This window comes from Acetobacter pasteurianus (assembly GCF_009914215.2).
Classification (GTDB): Bacteria; Pseudomonadota; Alphaproteobacteria; order Acetobacterales; family Acetobacteraceae; genus Acetobacter; species Acetobacter pasteurianus.
Genome location: NZ_CP039845.2, coordinates 423,209 through 443,288 on the forward strand (window position 1 = coordinate 423,209; position 20,080 = coordinate 443,288).

General features: G+C 45.6%; 12 protein-coding genes. 5 read left to right on the top strand and 7 right to left on the bottom strand.

Annotated elements, in window-relative coordinates:
* Positions 1-14 precede the first annotated feature (14 nt).
* Both FCN51_RS01905 and FCN51_RS01910 read left to right on the top strand, forming a co-directional pair.
* Positions 15-1,805 (top strand): hypothetical protein, encoded by a 1,791-nt coding sequence (locus tag FCN51_RS01905; RefSeq protein ID WP_201762547.1) that lies wholly within the window; start codon positions 15-17, stop codon positions 1,803-1,805.
* A 183-nt stretch (positions 1,806-1,988) separates the two neighbouring features.
* A complete protein-coding gene (locus FCN51_RS01910; protein ID WP_160255920.1) occupies positions 1,989-2,603 on the top strand; it encodes a hypothetical protein in 615 nt (204 codons plus the stop codon).
* A 123-nt stretch (positions 2,604-2,726) separates the two neighbouring features.
* Here the strand turns inward: FCN51_RS01910 and FCN51_RS01915 are convergent, their stop codons facing one another.
* Both FCN51_RS01915 and FCN51_RS01920 read right to left on the bottom strand, forming a co-directional pair.
* Complete coding sequence (locus tag FCN51_RS01915; protein ID WP_124296363.1) at positions 2,727-3,035, bottom strand: hypothetical protein; 309 nt, start codon at positions 3,033-3,035, stop codon at positions 2,727-2,729.
* A gap of 3 nt (positions 3,036-3,038) precedes the next feature.
* Positions 3,039-3,734 carry an HAD family hydrolase gene (locus tag FCN51_RS01920; protein WP_160255921.1) on the bottom strand — a complete coding sequence of 232 codons (696 nt, stop codon included), beginning with the start codon at positions 3,732-3,734 and terminating at the stop codon, positions 3,039-3,041.
* Positions 3,735-3,977: 243 nt separating this feature from the next.
* On the opposite strand from FCN51_RS01920, the gene FCN51_RS01925 reads away from it, so the two are divergent.
* Positions 3,978-7,793: a hypothetical protein gene (locus tag FCN51_RS01925; protein WP_160255922.1), complete on the top strand. Its 3,816-nt coding sequence runs from the start codon at positions 3,978-3,980 to the stop codon at positions 7,791-7,793.
* Between the two features lie 61 nt (positions 7,794-7,854).
* Here the strand turns inward: FCN51_RS01925 and FCN51_RS01930 are convergent, their stop codons facing one another.
* Both FCN51_RS01930 and FCN51_RS01935 read right to left on the bottom strand, forming a co-directional pair.
* On the bottom strand, positions 7,855-8,139 hold the full coding sequence (locus tag FCN51_RS01930) for a hypothetical protein (protein WP_099540263.1): 285 nt from the start codon (positions 8,137-8,139) through the stop codon (positions 7,855-7,857).
* A gap of 229 nt (positions 8,140-8,368) precedes the next feature.
* Positions 8,369-8,866 (bottom strand): hypothetical protein, encoded by a 498-nt coding sequence (locus FCN51_RS01935; RefSeq protein ID WP_124297579.1) that lies wholly within the window; start codon positions 8,864-8,866, stop codon positions 8,369-8,371.
* A 309-nt stretch (positions 8,867-9,175) separates the two neighbouring features.
* Between FCN51_RS01935 and FCN51_RS01940 the strand changes: the two genes are divergently transcribed.
* Positions 9,176-9,985, top strand: a complete 810-nt coding sequence (locus FCN51_RS01940) for a response regulator transcription factor (protein ID WP_160255923.1) — start codon at positions 9,176-9,178, stop codon at positions 9,983-9,985.
* On the opposite strand, the gene FCN51_RS01945 is transcribed toward FCN51_RS01940, so the two are convergent.
* Positions 9,904-13,605 (bottom strand): DNA polymerase III subunit alpha, encoded by a 3,702-nt coding sequence (locus tag FCN51_RS01945; RefSeq protein ID WP_236661149.1) that lies wholly within the window; start codon positions 13,603-13,605, stop codon positions 9,904-9,906. The genes FCN51_RS01940 and FCN51_RS01945 overlap by 82 nt on opposite strands.
* A 694-nt stretch (positions 13,606-14,299) precedes the next feature.
* On the opposite strand from FCN51_RS01945, the gene FCN51_RS01950 reads away from it, so the two are divergent.
* Positions 14,300-16,360 (top strand): ATP-dependent helicase, encoded by a 2,061-nt coding sequence (locus FCN51_RS01950; protein ID WP_160255925.1) that lies wholly within the window; start codon positions 14,300-14,302, stop codon positions 16,358-16,360.
* Positions 16,361-16,566: 206 nt separating this feature from the next.
* On the opposite strand, the gene FCN51_RS01955 is transcribed toward FCN51_RS01950, so the two are convergent.
* Both FCN51_RS01955 and FCN51_RS01960 read right to left on the bottom strand, forming a co-directional pair.
* Entirely contained in the window at positions 16,567-18,042 is a 1,476-nt protein-coding gene (locus FCN51_RS01955; protein WP_160255926.1) for a hypothetical protein, read from the bottom strand.
* A gap of 279 nt (positions 18,043-18,321) precedes the next feature.
* Positions 18,322-20,058: a DNA topoisomerase gene (locus tag FCN51_RS01960; RefSeq protein WP_160255927.1), complete on the bottom strand. Its 1,737-nt coding sequence runs from the start codon at positions 20,056-20,058 to the stop codon at positions 18,322-18,324.
* Between the last annotated feature and the right edge of the window lie 22 nt (positions 20,059-20,080).

The window sequence follows — 20,080 nt, forward strand, 5'->3', positions numbered from 1 at the left end:
AAGAGGTCAGTGAAATGAGTGGACCGAGCCGTTCAAATGCCCGTGGATTGGGAGGTGGTGGCATTCGTCGCAGAGGCGGAAGCAAAGAAGGAGGAGGCCACCCTCGTTCAGGCTACAATCTGATGATGATGGTAGATGAATACCATAATCTTCAGGATCGTGATCCTGCCAATCACTCCATGACTGCTTTGCTGCTTCATGATGTTCCTGAATGGGGTTTGAAAGCAGAGTTTGATCAGGGTGTTCCTCTGACTAAAATTCGGCTGACCATGCCACCTTCATCAAACAAGGATCGCCGCGATATTCGTGGCCTCAGTCGCCCTCGCGGCGGCGGCCCGGCCATTGATAAGGGTGGGATATTCGCTGTCGAGAAATGTGACTTCACACCTGCTGCTGACGGCGGACAGCCAAACATTACGGCTGGCTTTGCGAGTGGCCTGGCGTCTTCGGAAGAATTGCGCACAGGTTTGAAGGTCCCGATGCCTTCAACTATGACTGCTGTATTGCCTGAAGGGAGAAAGCCTCGATCTTCTGAACCCTCAAAAAGACAGACGGTTATCAGCCTTCTCCCAGATTCTGCTGTACTTATCCAATCTCCGCAGGATTTGATGAACTTTGTAGGGAGTGTGATTACGGAAGACCCTTTCCGGCCAGGAAATCCGGGGGTCGCGATAATTGCCAACCGTGTATTGCCTGAGGATCCGGCCGAAGCAGCAGCTATGGCTGCTGATCCTGATACTCGATATGGCCAGCTTGTACGTGCATACCCCCAGAATGTTGCTCCTGAGGGTGCAACACCGGAATATCGCATGATGCCCCCACAGCGGGTGATTGAGAAGATTGCCGCTGACCAAGATATGTACTCCATCATTGGTAATCCTGAATGGCAGGTTACTGCTATTCCTGTTGTGCATTCTTCACTGGCGAAATCGCTTGTATTCTCAAATCAGGTAGATCGGCGAAACCCCTTTGATGCTTCCCAGCCGTATGGTGTTTATACGAAAGCAGCCCCAGATACTGTCCGAGAAGGCGCCGAAGCTTATCCGACTGATGATGGTATGGTCTTGACCAAACTAGAAACCGGATTTGCTAATTCCATCGGTCTGGTGACGTATATGAGCGCTGACCCAAATCAGCGCGGCATTGGCATGGTGACATATGAGCGCCCGGTTCTGAACAATGGGCGTAACTATGCAACTCCGAATGTTGTGACTATCCATGATATTCAGACGCCGTTTACACAGCCGGGCCACCGTCAAGCTATCGAGAATATCTGCAAAGAATCCTTTCAAGCCGGCCGAGCATTTATGAATAAACGCTGGGAGGCGGTTAAGGCTGCACAACCAGCTCCCTCCGCTCCTCAGGCCCCACAGGGCGGATATCCGCAACAGCCACAGGGTGGCTACCCACAGCAGCCTCAGGGAGGCTTCCCTCAGCATGCTGCTCCCCAGCAGGCTGCAGGGGGATGGCCCTCCCAACCTCCTGCTGCACCACCTCACAATCCCCAGAATGGCGGATGGGGGCAACCACAGGCTCAGCCTCAGCATGGCCAACCGCCCCAACAAGGCCCTGGTGGAGGGTTTGGGCGTCGGGGTCCACAAATGGGCGCTCCCATGCCTCAACAACAGAACAATGGCTACCCTCAACAGCCCAACACAGGAGCGCCAGCGCCACAACCACAAGGGAATGGCGGATGGGGACAGCCTCCACAGCAGCATTATGGGCAGCCCCAGTCACAGCCTCAGGCCCAACCCCAGACGGACCAGGGTTGGGATCAAGGATGGGATCAGGAACCTGCCTTTTAATTGTGCTCAGGCTTTTTCGGCAAAACACAAAGGCGAGCTTTCTGCTCGCCTTTTTTGTTGAAAGTCAGTTCATTCATTCTTACCGAAAATCTTGCTAATTGTAATGATGAAGGACTTTTCTTTGATAATTTGTTCATGATATAATCAGTAAGTTTTTTAATTTATGATAAGTATAATGACATCATGACAATCCAGGCCCCATCTCAGCATTCATGCAACGACTATTTCAATCGTATTCGTGATTTCCTCGCATCCATTGGGATCACTGTCCTATTGCAACCTCTACCCAAAAAGGGATTTTTTTCTCGCACCTATATTTCGAACACGACTATTTTTGTTTCCGAAAATTCCGACATCTCGCTAGGAGAAGTTCTCCACGAGGCTGGCCATATTGCGACAATGCCATCTCAATTTCGGCACTTAATTGATGGTGATATCGAGGCTCCTGAAATTTTGGAGGCCATCAAGCAATATTTGGATGAACATTTTCACGATCAATTAAGTTGTGGTCTTGAAGATCCAACCTGTCGGGCAATCTTTCAGATTGATGATCCAGCGGCCACTGCCTGGAGTTATGCTGCGGCACTAGAATGCGGCGTGCCTACTGAAATTCTATTTTGCGACCATGAATCTTTTGGCGGATTGAAGCAATCAAGAGAAATCCATCATATGCTTTCACTTAATGCGTATATCGGCATTAACAGTCTTGCTGCTTCTGGCATGACTTGTCAGAGGACTGCTGCGAAATTTCTCGGCAAGAAGCCATTCCCCCACATGGAGAAATGGATGCAAATCTAATATGTATTCGATGGGCTCAATACCACAAACCACAGCGCCTTATATCCCCGCCCTGAAGGACGGGGCTTTACGGCGTGTCGGGTAAGGGAAATCCTGTATTTACACACTAAGGGGAATATAGATTTATTCACCTACTCTATCTAACCAGGCGGCGTGAGCCTTCTGCCTGCCAAGTGCGAAAATTCTGCGAGCCTCATGCTCAAGCGTTCTCACCTGTGCATCCCGATCTTCGCGTTTAGTTAATCGCTCACCTGTCCGGCGACGGTTAACCCCATCGATATAGACCATGGCCAATGCCAAACCCTCATTACTCATGGCAAAGGCTGCTATCGTTTCAGCACAAGTCGAGCCCTGCTCAGTGCAGGTGAATGCTTTCTTGTCCCAAATTATTCCGAAAGAGCCAACCTCCCAGATATACGAACTTTCAATCACAACTTATCCAATCAATGCAGAATGATTTCCCACGGTGAAAGACTGATCCGGTGAAGCAGTAAGACTGATCAAGTGATCTTCGAGTTTTTGCTTCAGCTCAATCCATGACCCTGTATGCGTTTCATCCAGTATATCCCCTTCGCCGATATCTCTATATACTGTTTCTGGAGCGCTTTTATGCCAAATCGCAGTAAGTCCGACCTTCCTTGCGTCTTGAATATTGCTGTGCAGGTCATCAAGGAAAAAGGTTCTGCCTTTGGGGAATTTAGATAAGATAGCTTGCTTTGATGCTCCTAGAGGCAAGACATGTAAAGGCCAGTTTGATTGCCATCCAACATATCTTTCTAAACAATATTTACGCGATTTGGCTGCCACCTCATTACCACATGACGTTACGGCATGTATCTTAAAGCCAGAATTTGATAATTCCTGAAGAAATTCTTCGGCTCCTTCAAATGCGGGGATGTGCTTAAATTCTTCAGTTAAACTGAATTGGCTTACACGTTCTCGAAATTCTGAGAAAGTAATCTGCTTTCCATCTCTGTGAAAGTAAGGAGAGAGATCGTATCGTTCTATTTTGTGAGGCGCCACAATCGTCTGAAGGCCTTGTCTTTCACGCATCCATGACATGAAACCAGACACATAATCTAGAATAACGCCGTCAATATCCAATACAAAATTCACATCTTCATTAATCATCGCTTAATGAGCCTTTACATCTCAAACACTATTTATTGCATCGCTATCTTCTGTTCATATCCAGCAAAGATCAAACAGCTTCCTGATACATGTTCAAGCCAGTCATCAAATAAATCCCAACTCAGATAGCCTTTAATCTACTACTATTGTCTAGTCCCATGCATCTTATATCGACATACCTATTAAAACATAAGCCTTGCCATAACCAAAACTGTTATAATCCCCAAGAGAAGTTATTGCCTCATGGATCAGTCTGCCACATCATCTCGCATGGGCGCTTTTGCCAGAGCCTGGCAACCCTTACCTGTGAGAAAAGGTGCGCAACCATTACCGGTTTCTGATAGATCAATCTTTGACAGGGATTTTCGGTTAGAGACGGCACAAACAGTCAGGAGTTCTGTTCGGGTTATGGCTTCGCGGTTGATAGAAACGAAAGTCACTTCCCTTCCTCCTCCCTATTGGAAAGAGGATTTGGTCGAGGCAGATCTTAACGGCAAAACGCAAGTCCATTATCGACCTTTATCTAAAGGCGAAAGCACGGATGCAATGATCCCGAGATCTGTCGCATCCGAACTATATGAGGCGATCTATAACCTACAATCTCGTGTTGGCGATATTGATGACTGGATGGCCAGTCGTTTGCAGTGGACGAAAGAACATCTCTACAAGGTTCTCTCCGCAGAACAGATCGATACCGCGGCTCTTGCTATCCATGCAGCAGATTCTGCTGCAGAAGATAAAGCTAAAGGTCTCCCCTCTTCCGCGTCAGGCGGAGGGGTTATTATCGCCTCTATGACAGGGTTTGGTAAGGGGCGAGTTCTTGCGACTACCTGTCGTGCCGCACTGCTTTCAGGCCGCAATGTCGTTTTCATGACATTGCAGGAAAATCTTTTTTCTGACTTCTGGCGCGATATTCGAGGAATTGAGAGCGAAGATCTGTTTGGTCGGCCACTTCTGGTGAACGAAGGCTCTACAATTGTCGATGTTGAAGATCCTGATACTCCAATTCTGGTAGAACCGTACTCACGCAAGCAAGTCCTCCAATCCATTAATGACAAAAAGCTCCCTGATGGGTGCCGAATGGTCATGATTACCCATTCTCAGGTTAATCGACCGGGCACCCCTAGGTCAGACTTCCTTGAGGCAGTCGCAGCAGGCGCTCACTTCGCTCTTGATGAGGCTCATAAAGGGGCCGGCGAAAGCAATACACGAGAAAACATTGATCGCGTACGTGCCAAAGCTGCATCTACAACAGAAAGCTCTGCTACTTTCGCCGCGGATATAGCCAATCTGACTGCATACACAAACGTCATGCCGTGGCTGAAGGATATCCCAAAATTATCTTCTCTCCCGCGACCAACACAGATCGCACTCTCTCAAATATCTGTACGTGAGGCTACCTCAGCAGGAGGTATTGTCCGACACGAATTGGACATGGATGGGATCAATACTGAGATCATCAAGCCATCGGCAGAAATTATCGCCTTTAATGAACAAATCTCTGACAGCGTAGCTCCAGTTCTTTCGGCCATGGCCGTTATGGCGAGAGACGTAGATGCCTTGCTCAAGATGAAAAATATGGAGAATGCGGATTACTGTAAAACCCTCCCTCCGTCGATGAGGAAGGCCGCCAAGGAAACATGGTTTACGGCTCCATTTGGCAGTCGCCTTTCTGCGATACAAAATCAGATACTCACGGCCCTTAATGTCAAACTGTGTGCCCAGGTGGCGCTGGATTCATTGAAGAATGGTGAGAAGCCCATCGCTGTTATTGAAGCAACGATGGAAAGCATAATGAACCAACTCCGGGCAGGTGAAATAATTGGAGAGGATGATCAGGTTCTCGATCCCGACCCCCCTACCCTAAAAGTTGCTTTGTTTAGGCTCGCAGATGGGTTGTCGTCTGCCTTGCATAAATATACGCCTGAGGGGGAAAGTGAACGTGTTGAAGAACGAATAGATATAAGTCAAGAATACGACCATCTAAGCGAGCAACTAAAACGCATTAAGCATCTTATTGGCGGAATTAAAGACATTCCTCTCTATCCGATTGATGAGATCAGAGAGATTGTTGAAAGACATAAAACACCTGATGGTAGGAATTATGTAGTTGGTGAAGTTTCTGGGCGTTCACTGCAGATCAGAGATGGAAAATATGTAAAAAATCAGATCAACAGAAATCAGGTTGTTGCACGCTTCAATAATGGTGGCGTCGATATGGCGACGTTCACAAAAGCAGCCAGCACTGGACTTTCTGTTCATGACAAGTTCAAGAAATCTGGTCGTTCACACATGATCTGGGTTTCCCTGATCGGTGATGTAAAAGAAAAGAGACAGATGGAGGGGCGTTGTAACCGTCGTGGACAGCGCACTAAGCCTCGCTTCAGCGTCCTGCACACAGGGCTCCCTTACAACACTTTTGTACTGACTAATGGTGATAGGAAGGAAGCAAAACTCGATGCCAATCTGACGGGCGCTGAAACGTCTGGTGTTACTACAGGGATGCCAGATCCAATTGATCAGATCGGCGAAGATGTCGCCCGTGAATTTCTATTCCTGAATAGGAATATCGCCAATCAGATGGGGATTAACCTAAACGTCACCGTTTCTGTATCGGAAAAAGAACTCTATTTCGTTAATAAATTATTCCGCAGATTGCCTCTCGTCAGCGTTTCAAAAGCGAACAATATCATAAAAGCCTTTTTCGCGGCGTATGAAGACCGTTTGAAGTATTCCATAAATCCAAACTTGGTTCAGTCTCTTAAAGGGAATTGGAAGCCGGTAAAAAGTTTTATTTTGCAACCTGGAGATGGTTCAGATCATCCCCTCCGCGGTCCTGACACAACGGCCACCATTATCTCCAAGATGGTATTAAAGAAGCCAATGCGTTCGACAGAAGTGGGTAAGATCGTTCGTGAGGCACGACAGCGGATTAGGAAAGATTATAACCCTCAGCCATATCTTCAATTGCTTGAGAAGCGCAGGCAGAAGATCCTGGAGAATGCTCTTGATGGTGAGGCCCATAAAAGCGTTCATGCGGCTCTTATGGCTCCTAGAAGTAACTATGTGCAGGTTATCCAGAAGAGACTGAATATTACTGCATGGTTCATTGAGAAAGCATTACCAGGGTGTGGAGTTATTCTCCCAGATGATATGGGTGTTATGCAGCCACATATTATTCTGGACATCGAACACCCAGAGGTATCCAGGGTTAACGTTTTCCGTGATTACCATATCACGGTTCTCATGCCCGGCGCTTCGGAACCTTTTGTCGTGTCTCTTGATGCGATCATGAGGTACAGCGGCGCTCGTTTCATGGATGAAAATGAGGCCAGAAATTCTCTCCTAAATCAATGTAACCAAGCGCCGGAGGGGGAAGTCCCGGTTTTTCGAACAATTCTAGATGGAAATGTCACAGCAGCAATTCTGGATGCTCATTATCTTGAACTTGGTGAGGCAGGAACATGGATTGATCAGAACAGCAGAATCAATCTTTCTGTACTGGTTCCCAAGTCAATTGAAAAACACCTCACAACCGTTCCTGTGCGTATCCCTTTGCCAGAAGTAGGATTGGAATTGATACGCAAAAATGCACGTTTGATTATTGCTGAATCATTGTCACCAAAAAATGACAATATTTCTATCGTGGCCTCAAAGAAGGCTGGCTTTGTAGAAGTCAGTCTCCCTCAGAAGAAGAAAAATCTTCCACTTTTCGCCAGTGCCGCTTATCAGCGTCTGGTAATCGAACCTGGGAATACTAAAGAGTATCGAGAACGGCATCCCAACAAAATTATATCCGAAGATGGTTTCTCATCCGATGATGTGAGGGAAATTAAGATCGAACACCTACCTGAGCTACTGCATTCTCTATATCAGGAAGGTAAACTTACTTTTTATGCTGATTCATCTCTTCGGAACGAAGTGATTAGACTTTGTCATGAGCACAAAGCACGGCGAGTACGGCGGCCGACGAATCAAAAAGAATTGGAAATGGTTGATTCAGATTTGGATAGGGAAAAATCTTTCACCAATCCTGCCACCCCTTTTCCATCCATATGACAGAAAAAAAGCCATGCTTTTTTGGGCATGGCTTTTTAATCATGAAAGATTAAGCGTTAAGCTACTGCATTACCGCTTTATCAAATGCGTTTGAAACCTGCTCTCTCGTAGGGTGATCGGAAGCACCTGCTCTGGAATGAAATTCCATAACCAAATCCATTTCGTCCCAGAAAGCCTTGCTAATTGTCTTGATATCGCCTCCATCGCGCATCTTTTCCTGAGCCTTCTTTAATGAAGACTTCAGTGTTTTAGACAAATCGCGTGCGGCTGAAATACAAGCCCCCATTCGCCCTTCAAGTTTCCAATATAACTCCCATTTTTTGGGCACATGATGCTCAATAGACATTTTACTCTCTTCATATGTTATGGCTAAAAGCCATCCCCTGCACAGTTCTCATGCCATGCAAGGCCTTTTTACGATCCACTTTTGGATGAATGAGATATTTTTATCATTTCCTACAAAAATCTTCAATATACTCTTTATCAAGTTCTTAAATGGTCTTGTGATTAAATCCCTGATGAATAAAAAAAGCCCGCCAAAGCGGGCTTTAATTCAGACTTTGTGAGATTAGATACTAATCTCCGCCTTCAAGTCCGTTTACCGTGCCAACACTAACTGATGTTGTGTTGCCATCTGTAAACGTATGCGAGGCATAAAGTGCAAATGTAGATAGAACGCAGAGTAGTCCGCCAATACAACATCTTGTGATGCCTGGCCCAAATGGCTCTCGCCCCTGTGAATCAGAGGCCGCAATTATTTTTTTGCCGCCGGCCCAAATAGTTGCAAGTCCAACGATAAGAGCAAGCACAAGAACAACTTTTGCGCCAGGCCCACCCTGCTGAACTATGTTGTTAGCCATTCCGCCAAAGCTTTCCTGATCGACAGCCCAGGCGCTTTGAGGAAGCATAAATAGTGAGAAGACAAGGAAACTGGCCACAAAAGCAGCGCGTTTCGCGATATTGTTAATAAAAGCCGTAAAAATAAAAGATGACTTTGATCTTTTATTGCCATCGGGAAGAGTCAGGTTGGCACCATTTGTCACCAACGCCGATCCATGATTTTTTCGCAACATTCCTCATGTTCCTCATGTTGAGGGGCGCAGGCCATTTTGGGCATCGCCCGAAGACCCCTTTCTTCAGGGGTAGGGAATGAAAACCTCTGATCCAAGGACAAAATGGCGGTATTTAGCCGATATAAACCCGGATTTAAGGCCTTATTACTGCGAGGCTTAATTTTAACCTTGCAAGGCACAAGGATTTTTCTTTGGTTATTTTGATCTGGAAAATAGGCTTTTAACCATTATCCTTAATTCATGAGGTTAGATAAGGCTTATTGAAGTCGTAATAGGTATCGGATCCTGTCTTTACAGGAAGGAGAATAAATGCGGCTTATTTGCATTGGTGACAGTGAAAAAAATTTAGATGGTCGCCCCTGTTCTGCTCTGTCTGAAGCGATATCTCTTGGTGAAATCTATCTGCGGATTTGTGGAAGAGAAGGAGCTGTGGGTGCCATTCGTGAATCTCCCATCGACATAGCCGTTATTCAACAAACGGCCCCTAACCCAAGGCTCTTGAGGGTATTAAGAAACAACAAGGTTTCTTCCCCAGTATTGATAATTGCGAGAAATATTAATGCAGACTCTGTGGCTGATGTTTTGGCCGCTGGAGCGGACGATTGCGTTTCAATCAACATCGAAGCTGTAGAGCTACTGGCAAGATTACGCGCCATTGTAAGGCGTGTCTCAGGCGTTGGGATTACAAGCCAAATGATCACTATCGGGCGAATGAAGTTAAATGAGGATACCCGGGAAGTCCTGATTGATGATGAAGCGATAACTCTAACACAGGTCGAATATAAAATTATGTCCCTTTTCGCCCATAGAAAGGGAGGCATCTTAAATAAAGATGCGATAATGTCTCATGTATATGCGGGGAAAAATCTTCCTCAGAGCAAGTCAATCGATGTAATGATGTGCCGGGTGCGCGCCAAATTGGTTGAGAAGGGTATTAAAGCCCCTTTCAAAACCATATGGGGCGTTGGATATCGTCTAGTTGAAGAAGCTTTTGCTCCCTTAGGATCTAGAGACATGAACCCTGATCCTCATCCTCATCATTCGTCTAATGAATCATGTATGCCGATTACTCCAGGCATCGACATAAGTGCCCCCTCTAAAGGATTTGACATCAGGTAGCGGCCGGGCAGTTCTATCAGTTCTGAACTGTCGCCGTCTATTCTGATACGCACGGCTGAGCCTTTCTCGTGAGTTTTCGGGAGGAAGAGTGCTTCAACGCGCTTTACTGTTTTCTCTACAACTTTTTTCAAAATGTCAGCGTCATCTCCTCCGCTCATCATCAAAGCAGCATCTGGAGGGATCTCTGTCGACTTTATGTCAACAGTCAGATCGCCATGCACCCCTTCTAGGAACTCATTTGCTGTCCATACAGCGTTTATAAACTGACTAGATCTCGTACCATCCCAGCTTATTGATGCTTCCATTATCACCGGGATGCGAGAAATCTTGGCCCCCTGAAGCACCTTAAATATATGGTCCAAAGACCACCCACCGTTTTGATTGTAGTTTGATGGGAAAAAACTAGCCGTATAACTGTCGTTCTTTTCACTCGCGATCAAAAGAATATATTCTGTGTTTTTCCGGCTTCTGAGGCGTTTAACGTCTTCTACCATAACAGCCAAACGTCGAGAGTTGATCCTTTCCTTATTATTCGCTTTAAGCCAATCAACGATTGATCTGCGGCGCCTAACACCGCCTTTTATCATGCGTTTGAGGTATCTATCCAAAGGGTGACGTCCGAAATAAAAGCCGACTGCGCTATATTCTCGATCAGCCCTGTTACCCCACTCTGCAATTTCCTTGAATTTTTCAGGGATCACGATCCCTGCGTTTACCCCAGTTGCTGAGAAGATGTCGTCAGATGACAACTCTTCTTTTTTCTTCTTACCTTTGTCGCCCGCAATCCAGTTGAGGATTTCTTCAGCCTGAGAGCGTACTGGCCATAAACTGTCAAAGGCACCACATGCCACAAGAGCGGATCGTTGGTCACTTGTCGTGATTTTCCCAACTCTCGTCATGAAGTCCGATAAGTCTTTGAATTTGCCATTTTTCGTGCGCTCGGCTTCGAATGCACCATCTTCGTCCGTCACCCCTTTGACGGCACTTAGTCCAAATCTAACACCAATTCCGCCTTTACTCTTTTCATCTCGTTCAGGTCTAAAATCGGTACATGAGAAATTGATATCTGGAGGAAGCATTCTGATGCCAAGGCGATCAAGTTCTTCTTTTACCAGAGATCGCTTTTCTGGCTTGTCGTAATAGCTTATTTGGGCCGCAAGAAACTCGGCGGGATAATGGAATTTTAACCATGCCGTGATGTAGCCAACCCAAGCATATGCTGCAGCATGTGATTTATTAAAACCATAATCGGCAAAGGGTTTGATATCATTGAATAGCTTTATTGCGTCTTTTTCTGTCATCCCACGTGCAATGGCACCTGGGATTGGAGGGTTAGATTCAGGATCACCATAGATAAAAGTGTGTTCCTGCTTCTTCATCTCCTCGGCAATTTTTTTTCCCATCGCCCTGCGCAGGAGATCTGCACTACCTAGAGAGTAACCCGCTACTTCTTGGGCGACCCCCATTACCTGCTCCTGATAAACCATAATGCCATATGTTTCATCTAGGATGGGTTTGCATCTATCTCCTCCGGGAGTTTCATATGGCTCCCCTTCTTTTCTGGCAACGTAGGTTGAGATGTAAGCCATTGGCCCAGGCCTATAGAGAGCAACGATAGCGATCAGATCCTCTAAACGCTCAGGCTTTACCTTCATCAGGGCATCTCGCATCCCTCCGCCTTCAAACTGGAACACAGCGGTAGCGTGCCCCTCAGAAAGCATCTCGAATACCCCCTTGTCATCTCTTGGGATTAAGGAGGGATTGATACTGGTTCCATGCATTTGTTTGATAAAGAGTAAGGCTTTGTGGATAATACTCAGCGTCACAAGACCGAGAAGATCGAATTTAACGAGGCCGACACTTTCGACCCCTTTCATATCAAAATCACACACTAGAAAGCCGTTTTGTCCGGCTTTGGGGTCATATATTACCGGAGTAATATCCGTGATTTTAGTATTCCCGATAACTGCTCCGGCTGCATGAGAGCTTCTATCTCTTATAAGTCCCTCAATTTTGCCGGCCATACGACAAAGAATGGGGCCTATCGGTTCCTCATTAACTTTTGCTCTAAATGCGTCATTCGTGTTGTATGCCTCAAGAATGGGCATGCTTTCAGTTTTTTTGTTCGGATCCGCATGTTGAGGCAACACGTCTTTTATGGCGGTCATGAAGCCATAAGCAGCTTGCCCGTATGTTTCATGATAAAGAACCCGTTGGGCGTCCTGTAGCGCAGTTCTGCCCTTAATCTTGCCAAAGGCAGTAATCATCCCAACGTGATCTTCACCATAGCGTGTCGCTATATATGATCTCACTTCTTCACGTCGATCCTTGCAGAAATCAATATCGAAATCTGGCATTGAAACACGATCAGGATTAAGAAATCTCTCAAATAATAGGCCGAATTCCATTGGGTTGATATCTGTAATCGTTAACGCCCAAGCTACGATAGAACCTGCGCCTGATCCGCGTCCAGGACCGACCGGGATATCCTGCCTCCTAGCCCACTGTATAAAATCAGCAACAATCAAGAAATAACCAGGAAAACCCATCCGATTGATTATTCCTAATTCGTAATCGAGTCTTTTCAGGTATTTAGGATGTTCTTCTTCAGGTAATTCTATTTCGGTCAGACGTTTGCGTAGTCCTTCAAGGGACATAACTCGCAGGAACTCTTCTTCTGACTGACCTTCAGGGACAGGAAATGCCGGCAAGGTGGGCTTGTGCTTCATAACCATGAACGCACATCGCCTAGCGATTGACCACGTATTGTTAACTGCTTCTGGAAGATCCTCGAAGATCTTCTTTGCTTCCTCTTGAGATCTTAGATGACACTGGGGTGCTTTACTGTCCAGAGTTCCGTCATTGAGCATTTTAACCCTGCCACCCGAAGATATGGCTCGGAGCATCAACCAAGCGTCTCTCCCTTCGGGCGTCGCATGCCAAGTATCTATAGTAGCTACGAGAGGGATTTTATCTCTTCTAATCCCATCAAGGCACACTACCTCCCCTGCCTGCCCTTCAGCTAGATCAATGAGACCTTTTTCAACGATCTCAGACTCAACAGATGGTGGCGCATTTCTGCATATTTCCACATAAAGACCGCTCCCAAAAATCTCTAGCAATGTCCGAAGACAGGAGATTCCAAGCTGGGAAGATTTATTCATTGAAAGGGGTAATAGGCCATCTTCGCCTCCACCTGTCAGGCAGATGACATCTTTTGTATATCCCCTCAGGCATTCTATCGGCAGACCTTCCGAGGCAAATTCGGATCGGGATGCCCGGAGGTGTAAGGCGTTTATATTGTGGAATGCCTGTTCGGTACATGCAAATAGAATGATATTGCCAGTAAGTGATCCAGGCTTACTTCCCAATGAAACAGAAAGTTGTATTCCAATAATAGGTTGAACCTTATAGTCCTTTGCTTTCATTGAGAAATCAAACACGCCGTGCATGGAATTGCGATCGCTAATCGCCAATGCTGGCATATTAAGGTTCTTCGCGAGCCCTAATAGATCTTTAGGGTAAGAAGCCCCCTCCGAAAGACTGTAGGTAGTATGCACGCGGAGATGGATAAAAGGATCTGTCAATGATTGCGATTGCGTTAGGTCCTGCACCGTCATCTCTCTCAAAAGGCTTTTCAACTTCGTTCAAATACAAGGCTTAATCTAGCAAGCCATTCCTTTAAGCCAGTTTAAGGCTGAATGACAAACCTTGTTCAGCGCGATCTGTAGTCTAGTTTAGCGCGATTTGTAGTCGATAAAATAACAAGGCCTTTTTTAAGCCTTTGTAATTTATGATTAAACCTTAATTTATCCACAGGCCAGTTTTTTGAATTTTTTTTCGACTACATGAAATTCCCATATTCGTGCCTTTATGATGTAAAATTAAGCGCGATTTGTAGTCCATATTCCATAATTTGATGGAATCAATTAGCGCGATTTGTAGTCAAGTTCGGCGCGATTTGTAGTTTAAACACCATATAACCCACTGAAAACAAAGAAGGAAAAATGCCCGAATATAGGAATATATTATTCTTATTGTCTGGCACGACTAGACTCAACTCGACTATTCAACGAGTTGAGAAGGCCAGATTATTCTTATCCCTGATCACAAGACTATCTTTGGTGAAACATTTTATCGTTGAATAATTTAATAAGGTTAGTTTGTGTTCTGATGACTATTTTAGCCTTGCCCGCACCCCGAAAATGGGAATATCAAGCCTTGTCAGTCTCGTGATGGATAGGTTCTTTAAGCCATCAATGCCGGCCGAATATGATGTCTATTAAGCAAGGCTATTTTTATTTTGGGTAAAGTATGTCTCATTTAGGCTTTCTCGACACATTAGATCCCGAACAAAAAAGTGCGGCGGAATCCAGTGCTGGCCTACTGGTCGTAATTGCTGGAGCGGGTTGTGGAAAAACCCGGTGCTTATCAAGTCGTGCGGCTGTTCTTTTATCAAGAACTAAGTGCGCGGATTCAATTGTTGCTTGCACATTCACTCGATCTGCTTCTGACTCACTCAAGCGCCAAGTTATTGAGATAGGCATACCTGGTGCTGAAAACATCAGGTTCGGGACTATACATTCCCTAGCGGCCTCTTACCTTCGAAAAAATCCAACTCTAGCTGGTTTGAAAAGAGGTTGGACGATCCTTTCTGAAGACGAGTCAAAGGATGTTCTTAAATCCGTTGTTAACGATATGTCCCCAGAGGATGATGACCGGCTAAAAATGAGCCAATCATCAAAACTCCGACTTTTTTTTAATGAGATAACACGATTGAAAGAAAATGGAGTTGGCATTCATGATCTGGGACAATGCCTTAAGTCTCAATCAATTGGCCCTAATTATGTATCAGTCCATCCTCTAACTTTTGAAATATATAGAGAATACGAAATTACTAAATTAAGGCTCAACAGTCTTGATTTTGGAGATCTCGCAATTCGCGCAGTTAGGGCCATGGTAAAAAACCCTAGTTCAGTCTCAGCATTTAATGTGAAGCACTTACTCGTTGATGAATGGCAGGACACGAACAGAGCCCAACTCGACCTTGTTGACCAGTTGGTTAGGTCTGGCAGCTCTCTTTCCGTAGTAGGAGATGATGATCAGTCTCTCTACGCATTCAGAGGGGCACTTCCTAATCTTATGGAAAACACCCCTTCCCTTTTCCCCTTCCTAACAGATGTGGCTGGTTGTGATGTGGTTTATCTAAGACGGAACAGAAGATCTGGGAGTAATATTCTCTCAACAGCCTGCTGTATCGCTAATAAGAACCCTAGAAGCCACCTCAAGACCCTTACTGGGGTAAGGGAGCAGCAAGGGGATGTTGATGTTCGTTCCTATGCTGGAGACCGCTCTGAAGGGCTCTCAGTGGCATATGATGTTGAACAGTTAATAGCTTCAGGAGTTCCACCTAGGGAAATTGCTATCCTCAGTAGGAACAGGATTACCCTAAAAAATATCGAAAAAGCGTTTTTGCTAAAGAGTATCCCTCATAAATGGAGAGGTGGATTTTCTTTAATCAGAAGAAGTGTCAGCACCGATATAATGAGTTATCTCAAACTGGCACTCAATCCTTATTTGGATATAGCTTTCAAACGCATTGCGTCACGTCCAGCTCGCGGCTTAGGCCCAACAGCCGTAATGGCGATAAGTGGATATATGGCCGATACCGGATCTAGTGTGCAGGAGGCCTTGGCTCACCTCATTGAGTCTGAAGGGGTTTCATCCCGCACGCAGACTGGAGCCAGGAAAATGTGTCTGCAAATGGGATGGCTTGAGAATGCAGGCTTATCTGGAACCCCTGTGCGAGAGATTGTCGAATACATTATCTCAGATGAAGGTATTGGTTACAAATCGTGGTTGGCATCCAAGAAGGGAAAAGACGACGATGATGATTCATTAAGTGTGCTTGCTGATTTTTGTGATTTGACTTCCATGCAGGAAGACTTGGCAGAATTTCTCACTATGGCGGAGTTATCGGCCTCTGTAGATGACAACAGTTATCCTGATGGCATGGTTTACATGGGCACGCTTCATGGATGCAAAGGGTTAGAATGGGACTATGTTTTCATTACAGGTATGGAAGCGAATAACTTCCCCTCTCCTACCGCCTCACGATTTCAAAAACGTTGGTCACGTTTTAATACCGGGGACCCGTCTTCTATTTTTGAAGAAAGGAGGCTTTTGCATGTTGGTCTAACACGAGCGAGAAAATCAGTCAGACTTTGTTATACTCGCACTCGTAGGGCTTATGGCAGGCCGGTCGTTTCAAATCCTTCCCCTTTCTTCGGCGAATGTGAACTGTTGGTTCCTTCACTTCCACCAATCGAAAAGGGAAACAAAAGAGATACGGATAACCCCTCTCCCACTCTTTAGGATGGTTTTGAAATATAAGTCACCACTATGGTATTATGTTAAATATGCTTACTATATAACAATGTTTAAAAATATCGTGTTAAATTTACCCATTAAACGTTTTTAGTATAACATATGCCGTGTTCTCAGTGAGAACACGGCAGTAATGTCGATTTTCTGTTAAGCAGACATAACCGTGTTCTCACTGAGAACACGGTTGGTGCTTGTCAGGCCGCTGCCTTGTCATTGAGAGCTATCATGACAGTGTTCGCACCATATTCCTGAGTGAAGTTTGTTCCATTCAGGCTGGTCAGGATGTCAACGCCTCCCTGGGCCACATCATGCAGCACGATACTGCCAGATGATCCAGATTCAGAGACGTATGCATTGTTGTCCTTATAGGACACGGAAACATCCGTCAGTGATTTAAGATTGGTGGCAAGCAGTTCGCCATTGGATGGGGCGAAACCTGTGATGTCAGCCATGGTGTTGTCTGCCATGTTGACTTCTGTTGCGGTGTAACCTTCACCATAAGTCAGGTAGGCATTGCCATTGCCAAGATTGATCGTTGCGTTGACATCAGTCTGGGCCTGATAGTTGATCTGCCCACCGTTGGCGTTAATGAAAAGGTCGCCCCCATTGCTATTCACACCAGTAATGTTGGCAGAAGCTTCATTGTTCAGAGTAATAGATCCCTGCCCGGCTGTCAGATAATCATAACCTGCACCGTCAATTGTGAAGTTCGCATCAGACCCTTCAAGCGTAGCACCAATAGTTCCGGTGCTATCGGTGATCATCCCGTTGCCTGTCAGGCCAAGGCTGATATTGGCATTGGACACACCGTTAATACGGAAACTGTTGAATGTGCCACTGGCAGTTAGGGTATTGCCATCAGCATCAAGAACACCGCCATTCCCATTCACAGACAAATCTGTGTCTTCTGAGATGATCTGGGCATTTGAACCGGTAGTCGTAAGGCCTACTGTACCATAGACATCATCCAGCACAACATTGCCAGAAACGGATGCATTGACTTGTGATTGCAGGCCAAGCCCAGAGAGGTTCAGATTATCGTAAGAGCCGACAATGGTTGCGTCTGAGGGTCCCTGTGCTGCAAGAGAACCACCATCCGAGGTAATTTTGGATGTTGTTTTTTCTAGATCCAATGAGATTGTGGACCCTGATGCAACGGTTACATCCTGCTCGCCAGCATAAGTGCCATCCAAATAAATTTTGCTACCCATGGCATCCATAATGCCAACTGGTATGTATCCCAGTTCTTTATATTGCTCAGGGATATTGGAAGGAGTTACAGCACTATTATCGAGGATAATTTCGCCGTATGTTGCAGGGTCTGTGGAGACAGTCCCGGAAATGCCAGTAATCCCAGTATCAACAGTTGACGCGGTTGTTGACGAGGAATCTGTTGAACTTGTCGCTGCAAGAGTGGCTGACCGCGTGTCAGGGTCAATATATGTGCCGCCGGAGTTCGATACGATAGTTTGCAGTTCGCTGCCAAGACCATATTTATCGACGACAACATCAATTGCATTGTCGGAAGGCACGTAACTGGAATCTGAGTTCATCTGGATTTCTTCGATGGCCGCTTGGGTCAGCGCGTCCTGTTCGAAAGCAGATGCTTCTTCAGAAGTCAGATCCGGGATGTTTGCTCCCCAACCAGTATCAAGATTTGTCGTGCTCATGCCAGCCCCTTCATGTATCAGCCACGGCCACAATTTGCTGCAAGCCGCTGAAAGAATTCCGCAACATGCCGTGTGTTTTCAGCACTGATGCGCATTGCGGAAGAAATCCGCCCTGCGTAAAGTAAAAAGCATGAATTGCTACGGCGATATTAACGAGGGCATTTTTTTTGATTATAAATCTATAAAATATTTCAGTGGCATGTTGTGTTATGCATTGAATGTTTATTAACGAAAGTCCTCACATAACATCACATGAAGCTAAGTTCATGAAATCAGAAATTAATGACTGATTTCATAATCGGGTATTGTACCTTCATCGTAGGGGAATTCGGGTAGGAAGGGTTGAACATTCGATGTGGCCATTATCGCGTCTGGTCCTGTTCTTTCTGCTAATAGTTCCATTTCTTCGGGTGTCAGAGTTGAGGGGAGATTATCAACCATTTCACGATAATCAGGTTCTGGTTTAGCCGGTATTCCCGATATGGCACCTATAATCCGGTCAGTGATCGCAGGAGGGAGGCTTTTAACTATTCTTTCTGCTGAAGCCTGCCATGGGGTTTTCCCTCTAACTTTGAATATGTCTTGATCAACGTAGTCACACGCTTCTTCTATACGGGCTGAAAACTCAGGATCCAGAAGTTCTACAGGACTTCTAGAAAGCCATTCCTTACCTCTCTCTGTAAGCGCCAAATCGGAATTGACTAAGCCCAATTTTAGGAAAGCTTCAACATGCGTCCCCCATGTTGATGGCTTTCCAAGATTGTGTTTCAAGGCGGTTTCGAGCAAAACTGCATCTGATCTGCGCTTGTAAACTTCAGATTTCTGCCATCTTTTTTTTCCAGGAATCGTGCTTCCTAAGTCTCTAGTCCATTCTAGTGATCCCACATATTTAGCAGCTTTTATTGGTATGCCCTTTGATAAAAGGAATTTTTCGACTATTTCACCTTTGGCCCTTTGATATTTATGTTTCATTCCAGCCCGTGCGATGCCTCGGGCGATTAATAGTCTGACACCTTCTTCAGCACTCATTTTCGTTGGATCAAGAGACAGATTCACTGCGCCAAGAGGGTGAGGGGAGTCATGGACGTCTTTTTCAGTCTTTGTATCTAGAAGATCTGGATTTGCTCTTTTCCCGGCCTTAGCCAGTATTGATTTCATCTTAACAGCAGCAGCTCTTGATATACCTTTTGAAGACGATCGTGGGTAAGACAGTTTTCCAGCCTCGTAAGAAGCCTGCATTGCTTTAGCCGTTTCGGATGGAGAGAGGCCAAGAGTTTCGGCAGCCTCAATCATTATCTCTCCCATATGCTGAGGCTTGAAGGTGCGATCTAACGTTTCTACTGGATCTAAAACTGGCAAACTTAAGCCGACAATTTCCTTGGCGATGCTCTCAGTAATTGGAGACTTGATTGGACACTGAGCTATCCAGGGAGAGCGCCCATCGCTTGATGGGGCCGATAAACGCATAAAATTTGTTGTTGGTTGTTCTGAGGCGACCATTCCAAGAAGAGCTGTACCTATACGACCAACTCTTATCCCGGTATTTGAATAAGCAGATCCGATTAAGATATCAATTATACGCCGCGTTCTCCCAGGAACTGCAGCAGATCGTTTTACGGGTCCTTTGGCAGATAATGCTTCTAGCACACTATCGCTATCCATGCCTTTAAGGGGTATGCGTGATGGATTTGGAGCGATATCCCTAATCAGGCAGGCTACATCCCATGCTATGACATCGCCTTCTTGGTCAGCATCCGTTGCAACCATCACGTTAGGGCAAAGTTTTACGACTTCTCTAATACGGTGGAGAATATTGCTATCGAGTGGTTCTCTGCCGAAATCGTTAAAATTTTTATCGATTATCGGTGAACTTTTCTTTCCTTTTTCCCTTAAAGGGAAGCGATATAAATGACCCTTTGTGAAGACAACAAAAGCGTCCCGGCCTAACAATTTTAGCGTTTCCTCTAAGTATCTTTTTTTGCCAGGAGCTTCGATAATCCATACTTCATTAGTCATTTATACGCCCTTAGCCTACATC

Coding starts and splice junctions, on each gene's coding strand:
- FCN51_RS01940 (WP_160255923.1), top strand. CDS start 9,176: ATGCGGCTTATTTGCATTGGTGACAGTGAAAAAAATTTAGATGGTCGC.
- FCN51_RS01905 (WP_201762547.1), top strand. CDS start 15: ATGAGTGGACCGAGCCGTTCAAATGCCCGTGGATTGGGAGGTGGTGGC.
- FCN51_RS01925 (WP_160255922.1), top strand. CDS start 3,978: ATGGATCAGTCTGCCACATCATCTCGCATGGGCGCTTTTGCCAGAGCC.
- FCN51_RS01910 (WP_160255920.1), top strand. CDS start 1,989: ATGACAATCCAGGCCCCATCTCAGCATTCATGCAACGACTATTTCAAT.
- FCN51_RS01920 (WP_160255921.1), bottom strand. CDS start 3,734: ATGATTAATGAAGATGTGAATTTTGTATTGGATATTGACGGCGTTATT.
- FCN51_RS01945 (WP_236661149.1), bottom strand. CDS start 13,605: ATGACGGTGCAGGACCTAACGCAATCGCAATCATTGACAGATCCTTTT.
- FCN51_RS01950 (WP_160255925.1), top strand. CDS start 14,300: ATGTCTCATTTAGGCTTTCTCGACACATTAGATCCCGAACAAAAAAGT.
- FCN51_RS01930 (WP_099540263.1), bottom strand. CDS start 8,139: ATGTCTATTGAGCATCATGTGCCCAAAAAATGGGAGTTATATTGGAAA.
- FCN51_RS01955 (WP_160255926.1), bottom strand. CDS start 18,042: ATGAGCACGACAAATCTTGATACTGGTTGGGGAGCAAACATCCCGGAT.
- FCN51_RS01960 (WP_160255927.1), bottom strand. CDS start 20,058: ATGACTAATGAAGTATGGATTATCGAAGCTCCTGGCAAAAAAAGATAC.
- FCN51_RS01935 (WP_124297579.1), bottom strand. CDS start 8,866: ATGTTGCGAAAAAATCATGGATCGGCGTTGGTGACAAATGGTGCCAAC.